At 61.1% G+C, this 20,736-nt stretch carries 17 protein-coding genes and 1 pseudogene; 11 read left to right on the forward strand and 7 right to left on the reverse strand.

The features are described from left to right. Nucleotides 1–120: 120 nt before the first annotated feature. The 8 genes from ACLIIZ_RS07475 (at nucleotide 121) to ACLIIZ_RS07510 (ending at nucleotide 10,511) form a co-directional block, all read left to right on the forward strand. Nucleotides 121–1,356, forward strand: a complete 1,236-nt coding sequence (locus ACLIIZ_RS07475) for a PHA/PHB synthase family protein (RefSeq protein WP_465221441.1) — start codon at nucleotides 121–123, stop codon at nucleotides 1,354–1,356. Nucleotides 1,357–1,443: 87 nt separating this feature from the next. Beyond that, entirely contained in the window at nucleotides 1,444–1,938 is a 495-nt protein-coding gene (locus ACLIIZ_RS07480; protein WP_018715727.1) for a universal stress protein, read from the forward strand. Nucleotides 1,939–1,991: 53 nt separating this feature from the next. After that, complete coding sequence (locus ACLIIZ_RS07485; RefSeq protein WP_241123573.1) at nucleotides 1,992–3,008, forward strand: lipid A deacylase LpxR family protein; 1,017 nt, start codon at nucleotides 1,992–1,994, stop codon at nucleotides 3,006–3,008. Between the two features lie 203 nt (nucleotides 3,009–3,211). After that, on the forward strand, nucleotides 3,212–4,108 hold the full coding sequence (locus tag ACLIIZ_RS07490; RefSeq protein ID WP_003050021.1) for a ribose-phosphate pyrophosphokinase: 897 nt from the start codon (nucleotides 3,212–3,214) through the stop codon (nucleotides 4,106–4,108). A 38-nt stretch (nucleotides 4,109–4,146) separates the two neighbouring features. Continuing rightward, nucleotides 4,147–6,477: a phosphoketolase family protein gene (locus ACLIIZ_RS07495; RefSeq protein ID WP_020307802.1), complete on the forward strand. Its 2,331-nt coding sequence runs from the start codon at nucleotides 4,147–4,149 to the stop codon at nucleotides 6,475–6,477. Nucleotides 6,478–6,560: 83 nt separating this feature from the next. After that, nucleotides 6,561–7,919 carry an MBL fold metallo-hydrolase RNA specificity domain-containing protein gene (locus ACLIIZ_RS07500; protein ID WP_020307801.1) on the forward strand — a complete coding sequence of 453 codons (1,359 nt, stop codon included), beginning with the start codon at nucleotides 6,561–6,563 and terminating at the stop codon, nucleotides 7,917–7,919. After that, nucleotides 7,916–9,433, forward strand: a complete 1,518-nt coding sequence (locus tag ACLIIZ_RS07505) for a thymidine phosphorylase family protein (protein WP_020307800.1) — start codon at nucleotides 7,916–7,918, stop codon at nucleotides 9,431–9,433. Before ACLIIZ_RS07500 ends, ACLIIZ_RS07505 begins: the two co-directional genes overlap by 4 nt. Before the next feature lie 187 nt (nucleotides 9,434–9,620). Beyond that, entirely contained in the window at nucleotides 9,621–10,511 is an 891-nt protein-coding gene (locus ACLIIZ_RS07510) for a LysR family transcriptional regulator (RefSeq protein ID WP_003050005.1), read from the forward strand. A gap of 18 nt (nucleotides 10,512–10,529) precedes the next feature. Here ACLIIZ_RS07510 and ACLIIZ_RS07515 read toward each other — a convergent pair whose 3' ends face one another. Next, a complete protein-coding gene (locus tag ACLIIZ_RS07515) occupies nucleotides 10,530–10,823 on the reverse strand; it encodes a helix-turn-helix domain-containing protein (RefSeq protein WP_003050003.1) in 294 nt (97 codons plus the stop codon). 106 nt (nucleotides 10,824–10,929) lie between these two features. Here ACLIIZ_RS07515 and ACLIIZ_RS07520 point away from each other — a divergent pair, with 106 nt between their 5' ends. Continuing rightward, nucleotides 10,930–11,577, forward strand: a complete 648-nt coding sequence (locus ACLIIZ_RS07520; protein ID WP_020307796.1) for a substrate-binding domain-containing protein — start codon at nucleotides 10,930–10,932, stop codon at nucleotides 11,575–11,577. A gap of 83 nt (nucleotides 11,578–11,660) precedes the next feature. On the opposite strand, the gene ACLIIZ_RS07525 is transcribed toward ACLIIZ_RS07520, so the two are convergent. The 3 genes from ACLIIZ_RS07525 to rpe all read right to left on the reverse strand — a co-directional run bounded on the left by ACLIIZ_RS07525 (nucleotide 11,661) and on the right by rpe (nucleotide 15,540). Then, nucleotides 11,661–12,941, reverse strand: a complete 1,281-nt coding sequence (locus ACLIIZ_RS07525; RefSeq protein WP_003060765.1) for a tyrosine-type recombinase/integrase — start codon at nucleotides 12,939–12,941, stop codon at nucleotides 11,661–11,663. A 193-nt stretch (nucleotides 12,942–13,134) separates the two neighbouring features. Continuing rightward, a complete protein-coding gene (gene trpE, locus ACLIIZ_RS07530) occupies nucleotides 13,135–14,610 on the reverse strand; it encodes an anthranilate synthase component I (RefSeq protein WP_416691496.1) in 1,476 nt (491 codons plus the stop codon). A gap of 228 nt (nucleotides 14,611–14,838) precedes the next feature. After that, nucleotides 14,839–15,540 (reverse strand): ribulose-phosphate 3-epimerase, encoded by a 702-nt coding sequence (gene rpe, locus ACLIIZ_RS07535; protein WP_416691497.1) that lies wholly within the window; start codon nucleotides 15,538–15,540, stop codon nucleotides 14,839–14,841. A gap of 35 nt (nucleotides 15,541–15,575) precedes the next feature. Here rpe and apaG point away from each other — a divergent pair, with 35 nt between their 5' ends. Then, on the forward strand, nucleotides 15,576–15,959 hold the full coding sequence (gene apaG, locus ACLIIZ_RS07540; RefSeq protein ID WP_416691498.1) for a Co2+/Mg2+ efflux protein ApaG: 384 nt from the start codon (nucleotides 15,576–15,578) through the stop codon (nucleotides 15,957–15,959). On the opposite strand, the gene ACLIIZ_RS07545 is transcribed toward apaG, so the two are convergent. Further along, nucleotides 15,956–16,813 (reverse strand): alpha/beta fold hydrolase, encoded by an 858-nt coding sequence (locus ACLIIZ_RS07545; protein WP_416691499.1) that lies wholly within the window; start codon nucleotides 16,811–16,813, stop codon nucleotides 15,956–15,958. The two genes, apaG and ACLIIZ_RS07545, sit on opposite strands and share 4 nt — an antisense overlap. Nucleotides 16,814–16,832: 19 nt before the next feature. Then, nucleotides 16,833–18,923 carry an autotransporter family protein gene (locus ACLIIZ_RS07550; RefSeq protein WP_416691500.1) on the reverse strand — a complete coding sequence of 697 codons (2,091 nt, stop codon included), beginning with the start codon at nucleotides 18,921–18,923 and terminating at the stop codon, nucleotides 16,833–16,835. 163 nt (nucleotides 18,924–19,086) lie between these two features. On the opposite strand from ACLIIZ_RS07550, the gene ACLIIZ_RS07555 reads away from it, so the two are divergent. After that, nucleotides 19,087–19,677: a class I SAM-dependent methyltransferase gene (locus ACLIIZ_RS07555; protein ID WP_416691501.1), complete on the forward strand. Its 591-nt coding sequence runs from the start codon at nucleotides 19,087–19,089 to the stop codon at nucleotides 19,675–19,677. A 21-nt stretch (nucleotides 19,678–19,698) separates the two neighbouring features. Here ACLIIZ_RS07555 and ydiK read toward each other — a convergent pair. Continuing rightward, a pseudogene (ydiK, locus tag ACLIIZ_RS07560) lies at nucleotides 19,699–20,733 on the reverse strand (AI-2E family transporter YdiK); the annotation flags it as partial. Between the last annotated feature and the right edge of the window lie 3 nt (nucleotides 20,734–20,736).

Below are 20,736 nucleotides of genomic sequence, written 5' to 3' on the forward strand. Positions count from 1 at the left end.
AGCGAGGGCGGTAAAAGGTAGCCGGTCTGGCGGTCAACAGGATGGAAACGGCTCATCTCTCTGGCTCGGTTCGGTTGGCTCGCTGCCATTATCCCATCAGGAAAGAGTTAGTCCGACAGGCTGCTAGCGCGGGGGACGTCCAACTTTCTCGACGACTTGCGTCGGCAACTATCCGGCCAGCCTCCCGCGGGAACGGAGAACTTCGTCGTTGGGCGCGACGTAGCGGTCACGGAAGGAAAAGTCGTTCTGAGAAATCGACTGATCGAACTGATTCAGTACACGCCCACTACCGAGAAAGTCCATCCCGAACCGATCCTGATCATTCCTGCCTGGATCATGAAGTACTACGTACTGGATCTGTCACCGCATAACTCGCTGATACGGTATCTGGTTGCGCAAGGGCATACGGTTTTTTGCATCTCCTGGAGAAATCCGGATGCTGAGGATCGAGATTTGGGCATGGATGAGTACCTGGAGTTCGGCCTGCATGCAGCGCTGGACGCTGTGACTTCCGTCGTCCCCGGGCATGGAGTCCACGCGGCTGGTTATTGCCTGGGCGGAACGCTACTGGCCATTGGTGCTTCAGCCATGGCGCGTGATGGCGATACGCGGCTGGTGTCGGTAAGCCTGCTTGCCGCACAGACGGACTTCAGCGAACCGGGCGAGCTGAGTCTTTTCATCAACGAGAGTCAAGTGGCGCTGTTGGAAGCCAGCATGGCTCAAACCGGTTATTTGACCTCCGACCAGATGAGCGGAGCTTTTCAGCTACTGCGTTCCTACGATCTCATATGGTCTCGCATGATTGACGAATACCTATTGGGCGATCGCCGGGCAATGACCGACCTGATGGCTTGGAATGCCGATGGGACTCGCCTCCCCGCGAAGATGCATTCGCAGTATCTCCGACGCCTTTACCTGAATAACGATCTCAGCGCGGGGCGTTATCCCGTCACGGGTCGCCCCGTTTCAGTGGGAGACATCGCTGTACCGGTGTTTTGCGTCGGCACTGCCTCGGATCATATTGCGCCTTGGCGCTCGGTTTACAAGCTGCATCTCCTGTCTTCGGCCGAGCTGACTTTCGTGCTGACCACTGGAGGACACAACGGCGGCATCGTGAGCGAGCCCGGCCGAGGTAACCGCCAATATCAAATCCATACCCGCGCGGCCGGTGATGGATACATGGCGCCGGATGAGTGGCAAGCGACGATGCAGACGCATCCGGATTCCTGGTGGCCCGCATGGTCGGCGTGGCTGCGAGAGCGTTCCGGTGATGTTGTTGCGCCTCCGCTCATAGGTGCTGAATCCAGTGGATACCCCACTGTTTGCGACGCCCCAGGGGAATATGTACGCAACTGAATAAGCGTATCCCGCGTCCGCTATTGCGACACGGTATACGCAATATCTGTTCGTCATCCCGTTCTACTCTGATAACTGGAGACATTCATGTACTCAAGAATCCTGGTTCCGCTCGACGGAAGTCCTACTGCCGATTTGGCGCTCCACCACGCTGCGGTGCTGGCACGCCTGAATGGCGCAACCATCGTCTTGCTGCACGTCATCGAGGAGATGAAGCACAGCAACGGCTTCGAGAGGCCGAGGATCTATATTGAAGAAGTGAGGCCGGGCTTCCTGGCGGCCGGGCAGAAGCTGCTGGACGAGGCGGCGCTGCGGCTGAGGCAGGAAGGCCTGGCGGTTGAGACCGTCCTTCTGGAAAGCAAGGGCGAGCGCGTCTCGGTGCTCATCGCTCAGCAGGCACTGACCACTCAATGCGAGTTGGTGGTGTTGGGTACTCACGGACGCCGGGGCGTGGACAGGCTGCTGATGGGAAGCGATGCAGAGCAGCTCGCTCGCATCGCACCAGTTCCGGTGATGCTGGTGCGCCAGCCCCAATCGGTCATTGCGACTGCAACCCCTGGGCAGGGTGGCACGCCAGCGTGACGAAGGTTCAGTCCACCGACCAAACTGAATGGAGGCTGAAAGTCGCAGCCCCCTTGCTGCTGCTATTGCTGAGCGCCTCCGCACAGGCCCAGTCCTGCCACCAGGACAACCCGCTGCGCTCAACGGGAACGCTCAATCTGCGGATCGACAACGACATGTTCGGCGGCATTGGACAAGACCAAGGGTACTCCAACGGGTTTCTCGCCAGTTGGGTTTCCCCCAACCTCGTGGACTATAGCGATGACCCTTGTCTACCGCGTCTCGTCCGTGGGCTGAATCGCTTTCTCACGATGCTCCAACCCCAAGGCTTCGACGAACAGAACATGACCATCGGCTTCGGGCAGATGATGTACACCCCGAACGACAAAACGCGCAGCGATCTCATCAAGGATGATCGTCCTTTCGCGGGCGCCTTGATGTTGAGCCTTGGCTATAACGCGAGGCGGGGCGATACGCTGCGCACTTCGCAACTCCGCGTGGGGGTGGTGGGGCCCTCCTCCCAGGCCAGGCAAGTCCAGAACTGGTGGCATGACACCGTCGGAGTGGACAGATTCAATGGCTGGAGACATCAACTGCGCGACGAACCCGTGCTGCAGTTGCTCCACGAACGCCGAACACGAGTCATCAGGCAAGAAAACGTCAGCGGTTGGGGTTGGGATCTGACCCGCCACTGGGGCGGCAGCTTGGGCAATTTCGCCACCTACGCGAATGTCGGCGGAGAACTGCGCTATGGCCTACGCCTGCCGGACGACTTAGGCACCGCACCGCTGCGCCCGGCTGGAGAAAACACCTCGCCCGTGCGTAAGACCGCTGGCAGCAACTGGAACGGGCACCTGTTCGTGGCACTCGACGGTCGCTGGGTTTTGCACGACATCACGTTGGACGGCAATACGTTCAAGTCCAGTCATAGTGTTGATAAACGGCCATTCGTGGCCGATGTGGGCTATGGCATCGCGATGACTCAGGGCAACTGGCGCATCGCGATAGCCCGCTACCACCGCACCCGCGAATTTCGTGGACAAAAGGAAATCCCGGTCTACGGAACGATCACCGTAGGACGGCGATTCTGATGCAGATCGATTCCTTGAACGCCATGCAAGCCACTCTGTTGCTGTTCATGACAAGAGCCTGGTTGCTTGTGGAGCTACCACGTCGACGCAGTACTGCCAATGCCGTCGTCATTAGCCAGTTGGCAAGGTGAACACAGCGAGCTGAACGATAAGGCACCCGCGCTCGATAAGAGACCAAGGACAACAAATAAGGAGATAAATGGATGCAACGACTCACCCTGGCCCTACCCGGCAATGAAGATCTGGCCCGCGGCATCGCGCAGGCATGCGGCAGCGAAGCCGGCCGCATCGAAACGCGCCGATTCCCCGATGGCGAGAGCTATGTCCGGTTGCATGGCGAACCTGCCGATCGGATCGTGGATGTGATTTGCACGCTGGCCCATCCTGATCCGCAGTTCCTGCTTCTGGCTTTTGCCGCTGACGCGGCGCGCGAACTTGGCGCGCAAGAGGTGAACCTGATCGCACCGTATCTGGCCTACATGCGCCAGGACAAGCGATTCCATGACGGAGAAAGCGTGACGTCGCGGTCCTTCGCACGTCTGGTCTCATCGACCTTCGACAAGCTGCTCACGGTGGATCCGCATCTGCACCGCTATCCGACACTATCAGCGGTCTACACGATCCCCACCATCACCTTGCATGCCGCACCACTGCTGGCCGACTGGATCGCGAATCATGTCGAAGAACCTTTGATCGTGGGCCCCGACGAGGAAAGCGAGCAGTGGGCCGGCGCCATCGCGTCCCGCATCGGCGTACCGCACGCTGTGCTTCGCAAGACACGCCATGGCGATCGCAGCGTGGACATCGATGTTCCCGACCTGTCGATCTGGCGCGGCAGAACGCCGGTGCTTGTGGACGACATCGCATCATCAGGCCGCACGCTCGCCGTCGCGGCGCGCAAGCTCGCCGAGCAAGGAATGCGCAAGCCGGAGTGCGTAGTGGTGCATGCCCTGTTCGCCGAGGATGCCTGGGCCCAATTGACACCGTTGTTTGCCCGAATTACGTCCACCGACGCAGTACCGCATCCGAGCAACCGGATTGGTCTCGCTTCGCTGATTGCCGACGCTCTCTCTAGCGGGAAAACCGATCCGCGAGGCTGATCTTTTTATCGATCCAACTATTTTCAAGGAGACCTGAAATGTCCTCTCAAGCTAACCTCGCAACCGATTGGCGTGCTGGTTACGGGCCCATCGCGCACAGGTCTGAAACCATCGAACGTATGCAGGCCCTAGTGCAACGTCTGGTCGCGCAAAGGCGTATAGCAGACGAAGCCTCGGCCCATGCGCTGCTGGCTGCAGCCGACCGGGTGGCCTGCACGGCCATGAGCGTAGTGGCGCATATGACCTATGCCCGGCGCATCGACCGAAGCGGCTGCCCACTGGGCTCCGATGATTTCAAACAAACGCCCGAAGGCCACACCGGCGGCTCGCTCAACATGGTGCCAGCCTTCGTGGGTTATCTGTTGGCCAACGCGCTGACCGGGACGACACGCGGCTGGCTCATGGGGCAGGGGCACTGCGTGGCCGCGATCGAGGCGGTGAACGCACTGACCGGCGATGTATCCGCCGCCCAGCGTGGACGCTACGACCGCAGCGAGGCGGGCCTGTCGCGTTTGATCGCGGACTTCTACTCCTATGCCATCGATAAGCAGGGTCGGCCCGCGGTACCGCTGGGTAGCCATGCCGGGCCGAACACGGCCGGCGCGATCTCCGAAGGCGGCTATCTGGGGTTCGCCGGGCTGCAGTATGTGCACACGCCGTTGCCGGGAGAAAGCCTGGTGGCATTCCTCAGTGATGGCGCTTTCGAGGAACACCGTGGCTCGGACTGGGCGCCGCGCTGGTGGCGCGCCGAGGACTGCGGCTTCGCCATCCCGGTCATGATTCTCAACGGACGGCGCATCGAGCAGCGCACCCAGATCGTGCAGGAAGGTGGCGCTACCTGGCTGGCCGAAGATCTGCGCCACAACGGCTTCGATCCCGTCATCGTTGATGGACGTGATCCGATGGCGATCGCATGGGCCATTGTTGAAGCCGAAGACACGCTGAGCGCCTTCGCCGCACGCTCGGATCGGCGCTATCCGGTCAAGCTGCCCTACGTGATCGCCGAGACGGAGAAAGGTTTTGGCTTCCCGGGCGCGGCGACCAATGCCGCCCACAACCTGCCGCTGAACGGCAATCCGCGCGAGGATGCGCAGGCACGCGAGGCCTTCAACGCAGGGGCTGCGGCGCTGTTCGTGCCCGAGAGCGAACTGGAAAACGCGCTCACCGTCCTTGCGAATCACGGCCAGAGCCAGCGCTCGCGCGAAAGCGAGCACCCCATGGCCCTACGCCATCCAGCGAGCCCTCATCTGCCGATGCCGGCCTGGGCGCCAACGGAGGTATCGGGCAGCGCCATGTCCGCACTGGACCGTTGGTTCGTGGAGCTGGTGCAGGCAAATCCACAGTTGCGCATCCGGATCGGCAATCCCGACGAACTGGCCAGCAACAAGATGGGGGCCACTCTGGCGCTGCTCAAGCACCGCGTCAACGTGCCCGAACCCGGCGTCCCGGAATCGACGGATGGCTCGGTGGTCACCGCACTCAATGAAGAAGCCGTTGCGGCCGCCGCCCTCGCCAACAAAGGGGGGCTGAACCTGATCGTCAGCTACGAGGCATTCGCGGTCAAGATGCTTGGATTGATGCGCCAGGAGATCATCTTCGCGCGTCGGCAGAAGGAGCTGGGCCAGCCGCCAGGCTGGATCTCCGTCCCGCTGATCGTCACATCCCACACCTGGGAGAACAGCAAGAACGAGCAGTCACACCAGGACCCGACCATTGGCGAAGCATTGCTGGGGGAGATGTCGGACACCGCACGCGTGTTGTTCCCGGTGGATGAAAACACGGCGTGCGCCGCGTTGCGAGCGGTCTACGCCAGCCGCGGCCAAGTGGCTTGTGTGGTGGTCTCCAAGCGCGACACGCCGAATCACTTCAGTGCCGCCGCGGCTCAATCGCTGATCGAGCATGGAGCAGCCCATGTAGCCGGCGATCCGTCCACCGCACAACTGCAATTCGTAGCGATTGGCGCCTACCAGTTGGAGGAAGCGCTCAAAGCCCATGCCCGCCTGGAGCACCATGGGCTTGCGTCGTGCATCACCGTGGTGGTCGAGCCCGGCCGTCTACGCATTCCGCGAGACGAACTTGAGGCCGCCTTCGTGCTCGGTGACGAATCCCTGCAAGCGCTCTTCCCGCCTCACCTGCCGCGCGTGTTGATAAGCCATACCCGCCCTGAGCCGATGCTGGGCGTGCTTCGCCGCATTGACAGCGGCCCTTCGAAGACGCGGGCTTTGGGCTACATCAACCACGGCGGCACCCTCGATGTGGCTGGAATGCTGATCGCCAATCGATGCACCTGGGTGGATGCCATCTATGCCGCTGCGCAAGTGACCGGCTGGAACAGTTCGCAGGCTGCTGCTGCCGCGACCGACGCGTGAATTTCAAGTGGTTCTGACACGGTCCGCAGTGACCGCGCCAGCTCCTGATTTCACAACCCACCAACAAGCGAGGAGACAACTTCATGCTCTCACTGACCAGCCTGGGCGGTGCCGGTACCGTCACCGGCTCCAAACACCTGATCACATATGGCAGTACCCGCATCCTGATCGACTGCGGACTTTTCCAAGGACTGAAGAACCTGCGCGAGCTGAACTGGCAGCATCTTGTCGTTGAGTCCAAGGACATCGATGCGGTTGTACTGACGCACGCGCACCTGGATCATTGTGGATATCTCCCCCGATTGGTGCTGAACGGGTTCCGCGGGAAGATTTTCTCGACGCCAGCCACACGGGACGTCGCCGAACTCATCCTGCTCGACAGTGCTTGGTTGCAGGAGAAGGATGCCGAGTTCGCCAACCGGAAGGGATTTTCCAAGCACAAGCCAGCCCTTGCCCTGTATCGGGTCCGAGATGCCGAACGCACGCTCTTGCAGTTCAAGCCCGTGCCACTGCATCAGGAGACGGTATTGCCGGGCGGTGCACGCCTGGTTCTACGCAGGGCCGGCCACATTCTTGGAGCGGCGACGGCGCAGATCGACATCGGCGGCAAGCGTTTGGTGTTCTCCGGCGACCTGGGCCGCTATGACGATGCGGTCATGCCTGATCCTGAACCCGTCACGGAAGCGGACTACATCATCATCGAGTCCACCTATGGCAATCGTCATCATGACCGTTCCGATGCCGTCGAAGCGCTAGGCGACATCATCGAGCGTACGACTCGCCGCGGAGGCACCGTAGTGATTCCCGCTTTTGCCGTAGGACGCGCGCAGTCGTTGATCTATGACCTATGGCTGTTGCGACAGCGCGGTCGGCTCCGCAACGTGCCCGTCTATCTGGACAGTCCCATGGCCACCAGCGCAACTGCGCTGCTGCACCGCCATGCCGACGACCACAAGCTCGCTCAACACGATTTCGAGACGGCATTCTCAGAAGTCACATACGTGCGCGACGTTGAAGAGTCCAAGGCGCTATCGGCGAATCGATACCCCAAGGTGATTATTTCCGCCAGCGGCATGGCCACCGGCGGCCGCGTGCTGCATCACATAGAAGCGTTTGGCGGTAGCCATCAGAACACGCTGCTGTTCTCTGGATTCCAAGCAGCAGGTACGCGCGGGCGCAAGCTGCTTGAGGGCGCTCGCGAAGTCAAGATCCATGGACGCTGGATGCCGATCAAGGCAGAGGTCGCCGAGCTTGCGATGTTGTCGGCTCATGCCGACAGCGATGAGCTGATGCGATGGCTGCGCGGCTTTACCAAGGCGCCGGAAAGAGTGTTCATTGTTCACGGTGAATCTGATGCCTCTGAGGCGCTGCGCGAACGTATCCAGCGCGAACTCAATTGGCACGCATCGGTGCCCATGCAAAACCAGGAGTTCGCCCTGTGAGTGCCCGCATCACGCCCCAGACACCCGCCTTGCAAGCATTGCGCATGCGACTGCATGCCCAGCATCAACCCGTCGTCTTGATGCGTACCGATTGCCATGTCTGCCGTGCCGAAGGGCTGGCACCGCGGTCACAGGTACTGATCATTGCCGGCGACCGCACTGTGCAAGCGCTACTGTACCAAATCGACAGCGATCTGCTCAAAACCGGACAGATCGCTCTGTCCGAGGCCGCCTGGGATGCCCTGGACATTCATGAGGGCGATCTTGTGCAGGTTCGGCATCCTCCGCTGCTCGAATCGTTGTCGGCCGTGCGTGCGCGAATTCACGGCCACCGACTGCAAACGACGGAGTTGCAGGCGATCGTCCGTGATGTGGTCGATGGTCGCTATACCGATGTCGCACTTTCGGCCTTCCTGACCGCAACGGCGGTACTGCCTCTGGATATGCAAGAGACCATCCATCTCACCCGTGCGATGGTCGATGTCGGGGATCACCTGCAATGGCAGGCTCCGATTGTTGTGGACAAGCATTGCGTGGGCGGATTACCGGGAAATCGCACCACGCCGTTGGTGGTTGCCATCGCCGCAGCCAATGGATTGGTGATGCCCAAGACCTCATCACGCGCCATCACCTCTCCCGCTGGCACCGCGGACACCATGGAAACGCTGGCTCCTGTAGACCTGGACCTGGATACGCTCAGAAAGGTCGTGGAGAAAGAGGGTGGATGCGTGGCGTGGGGCGGCGCGATGCACCTCAGCCCCGCGGACGACATCTTCGTGCGTATTGAGCGTGAACTGGATATCGACACGCAAGGACAACTGATTGCCTCGGTGTTATCCAAGAAGATTGCAGCAGGGGCGACCCACATCGTGATCGATATTCCGGTTGGGCCAACCGCAAAAGTCCGCAGCCGGGAAACTGCCGAGCATCTTGCGCATCACCTTTCGGAAGTCGCCGCGTCATTTGGCCTTGTATTGCGTTGCCTGTTTACAGACGGGAATCAGCCTGTCGGCAGAGGTATCGGCCCGGCGTTGGAGGCGCGCGACGTGTTGGCCGTATTGCGCAACGAGGCGGATGCGCCGCAAGACCTATGTGACCGCGTGGCGTTGGTGGCGGGCGCGGTGCTTGAGCTTGGCGGCGTCGCCAAAGAAGGGGAGGGACTTCGGTTGGCTCATGAGACGATCAGCAGTGGCCGCGCGTGGGAAAAATTTCAGAGAATCTGCGCGGCTCAGGGGGGATTTCGTGAGCCGCCCCAAGCTCTCTATGTCGAACCGCTTTTGGCAACCACTTCAGGCCGAGCAGTACACATCGACAACCGTAAGCTTTCTCGTTTAGCCAAATTGGCCGGTGCGCCTGAGAGTCCAGCCGCAGGGATTCAATTGCAGGTGCGCTTAGGTGACGAGATAACACGCGGACAACCATTGATGTTTTTGCATGCGCAAACCTCTGGAGAGATGGCCTATGCACTCGCATACGTACAAGGCATTGGGGACATTGTAAAGATTGAACCTTAGCGCCGTGGATAAACAGGGCTCTTGAATGCTCGGTCAAACACAGCCCGGCCTCTCGTTTGGAAAAGTTGAACGCCTACATCTCATGCTCAAGAACATATGAAAAAACATCGCTTAAAAGAAGTTTTCAACCTGCATCGCGTGGAGCAAACAGAAGGAGGTCGTCAGCGCCTGAATAGGAACATTGCTCATGGAACTGCGGCACCTGCGTTGCTTTATCGTTTTGGCCGAAGAACTTCATTTCACACGGGCGGCTGAGCGTCTTCACATTGAGCAACCTCCTCTGTCCCGCGCCATCAAGGAGCTTGAGGACGAGTTAGGCGCTGTGCTCTTCGACCGGGACCGCCGGGGCACCCGACTGACCGCTGCGGGTGCCGTGTTCCTGCAGGACACTCGCCGGCTATTCACCGTCCTGGAGCAGGCCCGCGAGAACGTCAAGGCTGTCGCGGCGGGCTTGCGAGGCAGCCTGCGCATCGCCGTATCCGACGGCGCGCTCGATCCCCGGCTGTCGGCGTTTCTAGCCCGTTGCCGTGCCGAAGAACCCGAGATCGAGATACGGATGTCCGAAGTGCCTTTGGCCGAGCAGTTGCGCGGCCTGCGCTCGGGCGACTTCTGCATCGGATTCGCTCATACCGCCGACGTCGGTGATGGCATCGTCGCCGAACCTATCTGGCAGGACCCGCTGGTGGTCGCCTTGCCAGCCCGGCACGCACTGCTCGTCCACAAGGAGGTTCCACTCCATGAACTCCGGGGGCATCCTCTTGTCCTGTGCGATCCCCAGGTGTGCGAAGGCTACTGCCGCGAGTTGGCGCGCCTCCTGCAGACCCAGGAACACAAACTGAATGTCGTTGAGGAGGTTTCCTCGCTGGACATGATGCTCACCTTGGTCGGTGCCGGCTACGGCGTGGGCTTCATGACGGCGACCAAGATTCCGGTCAGCCAGCGACCGGACGTGGTGATCCGTCCATTGGCGCTGGATACAGCCGTGATCACCACCTACCTGCTTCGACTCGAAAGCAGCAACTCATCGGCTTCGCTGGTGCGATTTATCGACCGCCTCCGGGACCCTTCGAGCGACTGACGCAACGGACCGCACCACTTAAGATTGGGCATCGGCACGAAGATTGCGTTCCGTTGCACTCATCAGCTCTGCCGCACTTATGCTGAGGGCAGCGGAGATTTTCAGTATCAATGCGAGCGTGGGCATGTGCTCCCCACGCTCGATCTTGCCCATATGCGAGCGAGCTATACCAGCCATGGACGCGAATTCATCCTGAGCGACTCCCTGCGCCAAGCGGGCAGCACGCACCGCTTGGCCGAAGGCCAGTGCCGGCTCGGCTTCATAGGTGGTTGTGCCAGGGGGGCGGCCCGGTTGAACGCTGCGCTTCTGCATCACCAGAAGCGTCGATCAATCGACCGAATTTAACCACGTTAAAGATATCTCTTTTGGCTATCATGGTGGCTCGCCTTTTTGATCCGATCGCTTTGTGGGGGCTCTCATGCACGACGCCACCAGCCAGTTTTCCTTTTCCAATTTCAGGCTTGCCATAGCGCCTGGCGTACCGTCATCGCATCTTTCGGCATTGCTTGCGTTGCAGCGTGCGGAAGAGCCGGAAGTCACCATTTCGTTTCATGAGGTCACAGCCGATGATTTGATTGCGGGACTTCGGGAAGGCCGCTACGACGCGGGCATGACGCTTGAAGGATCGAGCGATCCGTCGCTGAAAAGCCAACCTCTATGGACCGAGAACATGGCCGTCGCCATGCCGTTGCGCTTTCCCTTACTTGACCAGGCGAAGCTCACGATCGCCGAACTGTTGGACTACTCCGTCTTTCGCTGGCCTGCAGAGAATTGCCCTTTGCTGGATCAGCGGCTGCCTTCTCTTCCCGCGGTGAGTCAACAGAACATTCAGCGTGTCTCTTCCTTCGAGATGATCGCGCTATGGGTCGCTGCCGGCTACGGCGTCGGGGTATCCGCGCAATCGCGCATTGAGCATGCGCAGGGATGGGGCATTCACACACGGCCGCTGTCTGACGGACCCTACGAGATCGTGACCCACCTGCAGCGGCCCTGCGGACAAGCCGACGTTGTTTCAGAGCGGTTCGAGCGCAGAGCACTGCAGGTCGCCAAGAATGCTCCAACCTAGTCGAGTGCCAATGTCCTCGTTCTGCGTCTTCAGTTCAAGGTGCTACACGTGCATTAGGCATTCCACTCGCCAAGCAGCAGACATCACTCGCGCTCTATGACACGGAGCAGCGCCGTTCTACGCTTCGACATGGGGCCAAACGCCTTCGTGACCCCTTCAACGGGTTTCCCTGCCTGCAATGAGTCAAGGATGTCAGCCCAGTCCTGCATGATTACCTTGCGGGACTCCACAAACTTCGTGTGATCGTAGGGCGCGCGCGATGAGTCCTTGCTCTTTTTGGAATGAGCGAGTTGAAGATCGACCCGCTTCTCCGGATATCCCAACAGTCCAAGGATCGTCGTTGCGGTCGAGCGGAAGCCATGGGACGAAAACCGTCCGCCATAACCCATGCGCTTGAGTGCTTGATTGAGCGTCGTTGCCGACATCACTTGTCCCGGCTTTCTGTAGCTCGGGAACAATACTTTGCCGCCGCCAGTTAGAGCATGTAGTTCCCTAAGAGCGGCCACCGCCTGCCGTGACAGGGGAACCAGATGGGGGCGTCGCATCTTCATGCGCTCGGACGGAATCGACCACATGGCGTTGTCCAGGTCGAACTCTTCCCAGGAGGCCTTGCGCAGTTCTACGGTGCGCACGTAGGTCAAAGCCATCAGCTTGAGGGCGAGGACTGTCGTCTGGTAACCCCCTTCGTTGTCCACACGATTGAGAAAGTCCGGGATCTCTGCCCATGTCAACGGAGGGTTGTGGCGGACCTGAGGGCGCTTGACCAGTCCCTTGAGCAAGGCGGCAGGATCGTATTCGCAGAGACCTTGGGCAGCCGCATAACTGAAGATTTGCCCACACCACTGGCGGATGAGGATCGCCACAGTCTTCGCGCCACGAGCCGCCACATCCTTGATGATGGGGCGCAGATGTGGAGCCCTGATGCTGCTGATCGGCAACTTGCCAATCCGGGGGAAAACATCCTTCTCAAGGTAGCTGGTGACCTGGTTGGTGTAGTACTCGCTCCAGTGAGCATTGCTGACGATCCACTCCCGAGCAACGGTCTCGAACGTGCGTTCGTATGTGTCGGCCTGGAGGGCGATCGCCGCCTTTTTCTCCACGATGGGGTCGAGGCCCTTCTTGACCAACGCCTTTGCCCGGTCCCGTTCCGCACGGGCTGCCTCCAGCGTGACCTTTGGGTACACCCCGATTGAGTACACCTGTTCAGCGCCGCCCAGCCGGTAGCGGTACCACCAGAGCTTGGAGCCGTTGGGCTGAACGCGCAAAAAGAGGCTGCCTCCGTCCCGGAGTTGGTACACCTTGGGCCTGGGCTGCGCCGTTTCCACTTTGCGCGCCGAGAGAAGATTGAGTGCTGTGAGTGCCATGTGTATAACGCCTCCAGTTTGGCCCGTTACACACTCCATTACACACATGAGCACTGGATTTGTCCAGCTTTCAGAATCGCTCGATGGACGATCAACCCTTTAAAAACATAGACTTAGAGTTGTTCCATGGAGGTTGATAGACGCCAGTAGACCTCAATCGTAGTTATCGATCATCAATAACATGGCTGCTCCCTCAATCCATCCGCGTGTTCAGGCCCTGCTCGGCCAGTTCGGCGGCGCGCAGCACGGCGCGCGCCTTGTTCCGGGTTTCTTCCCATTCGGAATGCGGATCGGAGTCGGCGACAATGCCGGCGCCGGCCTGGACGTGCAGCTTGCCGTCCTTGACCACGGCGGTGCGGATGGCGATGGCCAGGTCCATGTCGCCGTTGAAGCCGAGGTAACCGACCGAACCGGCGTAGATGCCGCGCTTGACCGGTTCCAGTTCGTCGATGATTTCCATCGCCCGCACCTTGGGCGCACCGGAGACGGTGCCGGCGGGGAAGGTTGCCTTGAGCACGTCGACCGCATCCAGCCCTTTTTCCAACCGGCCTTCGACGTTGGAGACGATGTGCATCACGTGCGAATAACGCTCGATGACCATGCGTTCGGTCAGCTTGACGCTACCGATCTTGGCGACGCGGCCGCAGTCGTTGCGACCGAGGTCGAGCAACTGGGTGTGCTCGGCCAGCTCCTTGGCGTCCGACAACAGGTCTTCGGCCAGCGCCGCATCCTCTTCCGGCGAGGCGCCGCGCTTGCGCGTGCCGGCAATCGGGCGCACGGTGACGCGGTCGCCTTCCAGCCGCACCAGGATTTCCGGCGAGGCGCCAACGACGTGGTAGTCCTCGAAGTCGAAATAGAACATGTAGGGCGACGGGTTGAGGCTGCGCAGCGTCCGGTACAGCGCCAGCGGGCTGGCGTGGAAGGGCTTGGTCATGCGCTGCGACAGCACTACCTGCATGATGTCGCCGTCGGTGATGTAGTCCTTGGCCTTCTTCACCGCCTGCTTGAACGCCGCCTCGCCGAACACCGACACCGCCGGTTCCGAATGCGCCGGCTTTTCGGCGGGAATGGTCACCGGCTGGCGCAGCCCGGCGAGCAGTTCCTTGAGCCGGGCGCGCGCCTTCTGGTAAGCGCCGGGAAAGCCGGGTTCGGCATAGACGATCAGCGTCAGCTTGCCGGACAGGTTGTCGACGACGGCGATTTCCTCGGACAGCAGCAACTGGATGTCGGGCGTACCGATTTCATCCGGACGCTGGCTCTTGGTCAGCTTGGTCTCGATGTAGCGGATCGTGTCGTAGCCGAAGCAGCCGACCAGTCCGCCGAGGAAACGCGGCAGGCCGGTCGCCTCGGGCGCCCGGAAGCGCTTCATGTAGCTGTCGATGAAATCGAGCGGGTTGGCGTCGTGCTCGCGCTCGGCGATGCGGTTGCCGGTGAGCACCAGCACCTCGTGGCCGGTGACGACGATGCGCGTCGGCGACGCCAGGCCGATGATGGAATAGCGGCCAAAGCGTTCGCCGCCCTGCACCGATTCGAGCAGATAGGTGAACGGCCCGTTGGCGAGCTTCAGATAAATCGACAGCGGCGTGTCGAGATCGGCAAACGTTTCCAGCGTGACGGGAATACGGTTGTAGCCTTGCGCGGCGAGCGCGTTGAATTCGGTTTCGGTCATGGGATACCTCGGGTACGACAACGATGACGGGGTGCTGCAACTGGTTGCGCCGACAGACTCGGCGCCAGACGGGCGAGAGATTATGGACGCCAGGGGCGCCAACGAAGCTCGATGATCCAGTTGCGGGAAGCAGTCATTTGTCGTGAGGTCTAGAGAAGGCCCGGCCGGAGGCAGCGGGTGGAACGCAGTCTAGCGCATGCGCTTTGCCGCTGTCCACCCGGTCTCGCCTCAGACTTTGGCCAGTTCGCTGCGCAGGGCGGCGATGATCGAGTCGTAGCGGTGCGCGTCGCTGTCCTTGCCGGCGCCGTAGATGGCCGAACCGGCGACGAAGGCATCGACGCCAGCGCGGGCGATTTCGGCGATGTTGGCGGTGTTCACCCCGCCGTCGATCTCGAGGCGGATGCGCCGACCGCTGTCGCGTTCATAGGCGTCGAGTTTGGCTCGCGCCGCACGCGCCTTGGCCAGCGTGCCGGGAATGAACTTCTGGCCGCCGAAGCCGGGATTGACGCTCATCAGCAGGACGACGTCGAGCTTGTCCATGACGTAATCCATGTAATCGAGCGGCGTCGCCGGGTTGAAAACCAGGCCGGCCTGGCAGCCGGCATCGCGGATCAGCGACAGCGTGCGGTCGATGTGCTCTGAGGCTTCCGGGTGGAAGGTGATGATGTTGGCGCCGGCCTTGGCGAAATCAGGCACGATGCGATCGACCGGCTTGACCATCAGATGCACGTCGATCGGCGCGTCGGTACAGGGGCGGATCGCCTCGCAGACCAGTGGTCCGATGGTCAGGTTGGGAACATAATGGTTGTCCATCACGTCGAAGTGAATCCAGTCGGCGCCAGAGGCGATGACGTTGGCCACTTCCTCGCCCAGTTTGGCGAAATTGGCGGACAGAATGCTCGGTGCAATGACGAAATCCCTGGCTGACATGATGTTTCCCTGAAAACAAGAGACCAAATTATCCCATGAGCGCCCCCGACAAGTACCGCATCGAAATCATCCCTACCCCGCAGTTCATTCCCGAGCAGTCCGACCCCGACGACAACCGCTACGTCTTCGCCTACACGATCGCCATCCGCAACGTCGGCAGCGTGCCGGCGCAACTGGTGTCGCGTCACTGGATCATCACCGACGCCAACAATCAGGTGCAGGAAGTGCGCGGCCTCGGCGTCGTCGGTAAGCAACCATTGCTGCAACCAGGCGAGCGTTTCGAATACACCAGCGGCTCCTCGCTGACGACACCGATCGGCACGATGAAGGGCAGCTACCAGATGGTGGCCGAGGACGGCACGCATTTCGACGCCGAGATTCCCGAGTTCGTCCTGGCGATTCCGCGCGCGCTGCACTAAGGCGAAGCGGCCGCTGCCTGGTTCAAGCGCCCCAGGATGCTTGTCCAGGTTTGATCACCGCAGCACTCATGTGCCATTCCCGGCAGGACCAGCACTTCCGTGCCCGGCGGTAGCGCATGCAGCATTGCCGCGGGGGGTACATTTGTGTCGTTGGTACCGAATATCGCCTGCCGCAACACATCTGCGCGCCAGTGACGCAGCTTGGCAACATTCAAGGAACCGGCAAGCGGCGAATATCCGTGCAAGGCCGTCCAGCGCTCATGATCCAGTGGCGAAGCAAGCGTCACCACCCGCCGGACTTGCGGAACGCGCTCGGCGAGCAGCATGGCGAGGACACCGCCCCCCGAGTAGCCAACCAGACTGACACTGGCGATCGCCGGTCGACGCGCCAGCCAATCGGCAAGCGCATCAGCCATGGCCTGAACCACGCGCTCTGAATAACGCTGGCTGGTCCACCATTGCGGCGAGCAGACGGCATCGCCAACGCCGACGAAATAACAGGGGCGCCCCAGATATAGCGCAGCGCGCTCGTCCTGAACAAGGAGTTCAAGCGCCATGGGTTTGCGCGGGGTCGGGTCGGCGGCGACCACCTCGCCTCCCGCAACCCAGGGACGCCCATCACCTTCGATGTAAACATGAACGTGGCCACCTTGCTCGATCAGCCTTGAGCGCTCAAGCAGCAAGAGGCGAAACCCTTGCGCCGAAACGACTTCCTGACGCAAGGAAGCGCTGTCACGCAAGCTTTCGAAGCGGGCCTGCGAACCGGCACAACCGGCCACCAAACAACTGACCGAAAATGCCAGCAGAAAAGACAAAAAAGCTGGCGGGGTCGATCCCGCCAGCTTTTCTTTCAAAGGCGACACGGTTGCCGGATCAGAAGCTTTGCCGATACTTCAGTTCCAGCGTGTAATCGCGGTAGTCGCTATTCCCGACGACACCGTCGAGGTTGACGAAGAAGGAACGCTCGCGATCGATCTCCTTGCTGACACCGACCGCAACGCGACCATAATCACGCTGACCGTCCACGCCCTTCACCCGGAACACGGTGTTGGCCGGATCGGCAACGAATGCCGTGCGGATCGAGCGGCTATCGTTGCTGAACTCATGTTCCCAAGCCAGGCTACCATTGACCGACCAACCGTTGTTCAGCTTGCGCTCGGCGGCAAGGCCGAGCTCGGAAACCACGGAATCGATCGTGTTGTCTTTGTACAGAAGGGCCGGCGCGCCACCTTTTTCCCGATAGCCGTCAATCGCGACATTGGTGTAGTGCAACTGCCCGAAAGGCTTCAGGGTAGTCGCTTCGTTCAGGGCGATTTCCTTGGTCACACCAACCGAGAGATTCCACTGGTTGGCGTGCGTATTACCCGTCACCCCCACCCCGGCGGCGTTACGCTTGGTGTCGAGCGCCACCCGACCGTAACCGGCAACACCTTCCAGATACCACGAAGGAGAAAACTCGTAGGAACCATAGGCGGAAAGCATGTAGGTACTGGCGTCGGAACCGCTACCGGAAAGGCCGCTGACATCGGAGTCGGTATGCACATAACCGAGCGAGGCACCGAGCAGGAAGCTCTTGCTGATCTGCTTGTCGGCACCGATGGCAATGCTGTAAGTATCGGCACGATAGCCATTGACCCCATCATCGCGAGACTGGCGGGCTTCGCCGTAAGTTCCGCGAACGAAGAAACTGAGGTCGCTGGCCGAATCGGCACTCGCCCCGCCGCCATTCAAGCCGGCGCTGGCCTGCGCCGCATCGCTGATGTTGACGTTGTTACCGGCCAACGAAAGCCCGCCGGACGACGCGCGCAAGCCCTGGCGAACGTCGGCAATCCGGCTGAACAGGATGCGACGATACTGGGCGGCGCCGCGAACGATGGAGGAACGCGCGGCCAACAAGGTATGCGGTGCCATCTGATTGAGTTGCTTGAGCACAGCGGCGTTATTGCCGTTCGGCACCAGCGCTGAAAGCGACGACGACTTCAGCAAAGCCCCGCAAAGCGCCTTCGCCGGCCCGGTCGCGATGTTGCAATCGATCCCGACGACGGTACCCTGCCCTTGCGAAATCGCAGCGACGATCTTGGCCAGTTCCTGCGACAACGAACTCAATGCTGTCAGGTCATGATAGACGCTGCGCAATTGGTCGATATCCATTACCGTGCCGCCGGTCTGCAAGGATAGCCGCGTGTAATCGACCTCGGTCGTATCCCAATTAGGGACAATCGCGTACCCCTGAACCTTGGTCACCACCCCGGTAACCGGGTCCTTGACGAAAGCAAAGCCCGTCGCTGGATCTGCGCCAACGATGGCGATTGCTGCATTACCCTGGCTATCCGTGAAGCGCTGATTGACCACACTATGCAAAACGATGTGTTTCTGAGCCAACATCTGCTGCATTACGGCAGTATTTGCCGCAGCATTTGCATCGTAAATCGTCTGCCCTTGTGGCAAGCCCGTGGTAACCGGGGTACCGCTGGTGTCGATATCGCGATCCTCGTCGGTAATCATCAAGATTGAGGCCCCAGCGTTGTTACGGAATTGATAGTTACGCAACACGTAATCGATCATCCGGTAACCATCCTCGGTACCACCCGACGTGGCCAATTCCGGCGTCACCAAATTAAACTGGGAAGCAGACCCCCACACCGCATCGACACCGCTAGTCAGATTAAGATGCCGGTAAAGAGCGCTACTACTGGTTTCGCGCCCGGCTTCGCTGGCTGACGCCCCCTGGTATGCCCCCCCACCGAACCCACCCAATCCGTAACGGTTGACTGTCACGTTCTGAGTATTCAAAACATTGTCAAGGTTCTGGATGTACGAGCCAATGAACTGATTATGCTCTCCGGACATCGAGCCACTTTCGTCGATAGCAACCACCATGTCGATGGTGCTAGCGGCGTGGGCTGCCCCTCCCAATGCCGAAACCACCGCTGCACAAAGCAGATTACGCTTGAAACCCTTCATGAAGACTCCTCGATCAATGCAAAATATCACCGCCGAATAGCGACAGCCTCGGAAGATTTTTGCATTTATTTACATCTTGAACAAGACAGACGAAAGGCATAACGGATTTCAACGCAATGTTCGCAAATATTTGCAACACTTGACCGGAATGACCGAAACACGCTTGCTGAAACACAGCTACCGCCTGCTTACGCCGATCTACGACCTGGCCGTCGACCGGGCGACACGATCGCTGCGCCAGCACAGTCTGACCGGGCTTCCCGCAATGCCGGGCACCATCCTGCTCGCCGGGGTCGGCACCGGCCTCGATCTGCCCTATCTGCCGCCGCAGCACCGCTACGTCGGCATCGACCTGACCGGCGCCATGCTCAGGCGCAGCCTGCCACGTGTTGGCCGGCTCGATTTCCGTCCGGTGCAGGGGGACGTGCACCATCTGCCGTTTGCCGATGCCAGTTTCGACGCCGTCGTCGCCCACCTGATTCTGGCCGTGGTGCCACAGCCGGCGCTGTGCCTGGCGGAAATTTCGCGGGTGTTGAAACCGGGCGGCGAGGCGCTGATCCTCGACAAGTTCCTGCGCCGCAACCAGAAGGCACCGTTGCGGCGCCTGCTCAATCCGCTAGCGCGGCGTATCGCCACCCGGTTCGACGTGGTTTTCGAGGACTTGCTCGACGCCAGCCCCGGCCTCGCCCTGCGCGACGACCGCCCGGTCCTCGCCGGCGGCTGGTTCCGCCGCATCCGGCTGGTCCGGCGCTGAATCGTCGCCGAGGGCATCGGCGATCCACGCCTGGAGCAGCGTCCAGGTGATGGCCAGAACCACCGGTCCGACGAAGATGCCGATCAGGCCGAAGCCGAGCATGCCGCCGATGACTCCGGCAAAGATCAGCAGCAAGGGGAGATCGGCGCCGCGCCGGATCAGCATCGGGCGCAGGAAGTTGTCGAGGCTGCCGACGATCAGGCTCCACACCACCAAAAACACCGCCCAGCCGGTATCGTCCATCCAGAACAGCCAGCCGGCAGCCGGCAGCAGGACCAGGACCGGACCGACCTGGGCGATGCACAGCAGCAGCATAACCGCCGACAGCAGGGCGGCAAACGGCACGCCGGCCAGCGCCAGGCCGAGGCCGCCGAGCACCGTCTGGACCAGCGCGGTGACGCCGACGCCCAAAGCCACGCCACGGATCGCCTGACCGGCCAGGATCACCGAATTCTCGCCGCGCGCACCGGCCAGGCGGCGGCCGAAACGGCGCACCAGACGCGCCGCCGGTTCGCCGCCGGAATACATGATGGCGGCGATGGTGACGATCAGCAGGAACTGCACCAGCATGCCACCCAGGCCGCCGACCTGACCGAGCACCCACTTGCCGGTATCGGCGGCATAGGGCGTGACCTGGGCGATGATGCCATCGGTGCCGCCAGCGGCCAGTTGCGCCCACAGCCCGGCCAGCGTGGCACCGACCAGCGGCAGTTCGGCGATCCAGCGCGGCAGCGGCGGCAGGCCGTTGGCGATCAGGTGATCGGCGAGCGCGGTCAGGGTGCCGGCGTTGCCGGCGATGGTATCGACCGCCAGCCACAGCGGCAGCACCAGCAGCAGCAGCATGGCCAGCGTCATCAGCGCGATTGCCGGCGCCCGGCGGCCGCCGAAACGCGCTTCGAGCACCAGGAAACCCGGCCAGGTGGCGACGACGATCATCGCCGCCCACACGCCGGCGGCCAGGAAGGGCCGCAGCACCCACAGCGACAGGCCGCCGAGGCCGACGACAAAGAAGATGGCCAGCGTGTTGCGCGTCAGGTCGCGGTGGATGTCGCGCATCGC

It is taken from the genome of Azonexus caeni (assembly GCF_048146105.1).
Taxonomy (GTDB): Bacteria; Pseudomonadota; Gammaproteobacteria; order Burkholderiales; family Rhodocyclaceae; genus Azonexus; species Azonexus aromaticus_B.

Coding starts and splice junctions, on each gene's coding strand:
- ACLIIZ_RS07480 (WP_018715727.1), top strand. CDS start 1,444: ATGTACTCAAGAATCCTGGTTCCGCTCGACGGAAGTCCTACTGCCGAT.
- ACLIIZ_RS07490 (WP_003050021.1), top strand. CDS start 3,212: ATGCAACGACTCACCCTGGCCCTACCCGGCAATGAAGATCTGGCCCGC.
- ACLIIZ_RS07495 (WP_020307802.1), top strand. CDS start 4,147: ATGTCCTCTCAAGCTAACCTCGCAACCGATTGGCGTGCTGGTTACGGG.
- ACLIIZ_RS07500 (WP_020307801.1), top strand. CDS start 6,561: ATGCTCTCACTGACCAGCCTGGGCGGTGCCGGTACCGTCACCGGCTCC.
- ACLIIZ_RS07510 (WP_003050005.1), top strand. CDS start 9,621: ATGGAACTGCGGCACCTGCGTTGCTTTATCGTTTTGGCCGAAGAACTT.
- ACLIIZ_RS07515 (WP_003050003.1), bottom strand. CDS start 10,823: ATGCAGAAGCGCAGCGTTCAACCGGGCCGCCCCCCTGGCACAACCACC.
- ACLIIZ_RS07520 (WP_020307796.1), top strand. CDS start 10,930: ATGCACGACGCCACCAGCCAGTTTTCCTTTTCCAATTTCAGGCTTGCC.
- ACLIIZ_RS07525 (WP_003060765.1), bottom strand. CDS start 12,941: ATGGCACTCACAGCACTCAATCTTCTCTCGGCGCGCAAAGTGGAAACG.
- trpE (WP_416691496.1), bottom strand. CDS start 14,610: ATGACCGAAACCGAATTCAACGCGCTCGCCGCGCAAGGCTACAACCGT.
- rpe (WP_416691497.1), bottom strand. CDS start 15,540: ATGTCAGCCAGGGATTTCGTCATTGCACCGAGCATTCTGTCCGCCAAT.
- apaG (WP_416691498.1), top strand. CDS start 15,576: ATGAGCGCCCCCGACAAGTACCGCATCGAAATCATCCCTACCCCGCAG.
- ACLIIZ_RS07550 (WP_416691500.1), bottom strand. CDS start 18,923: ATGAAGGGTTTCAAGCGTAATCTGCTTTGTGCAGCGGTGGTTTCGGCA.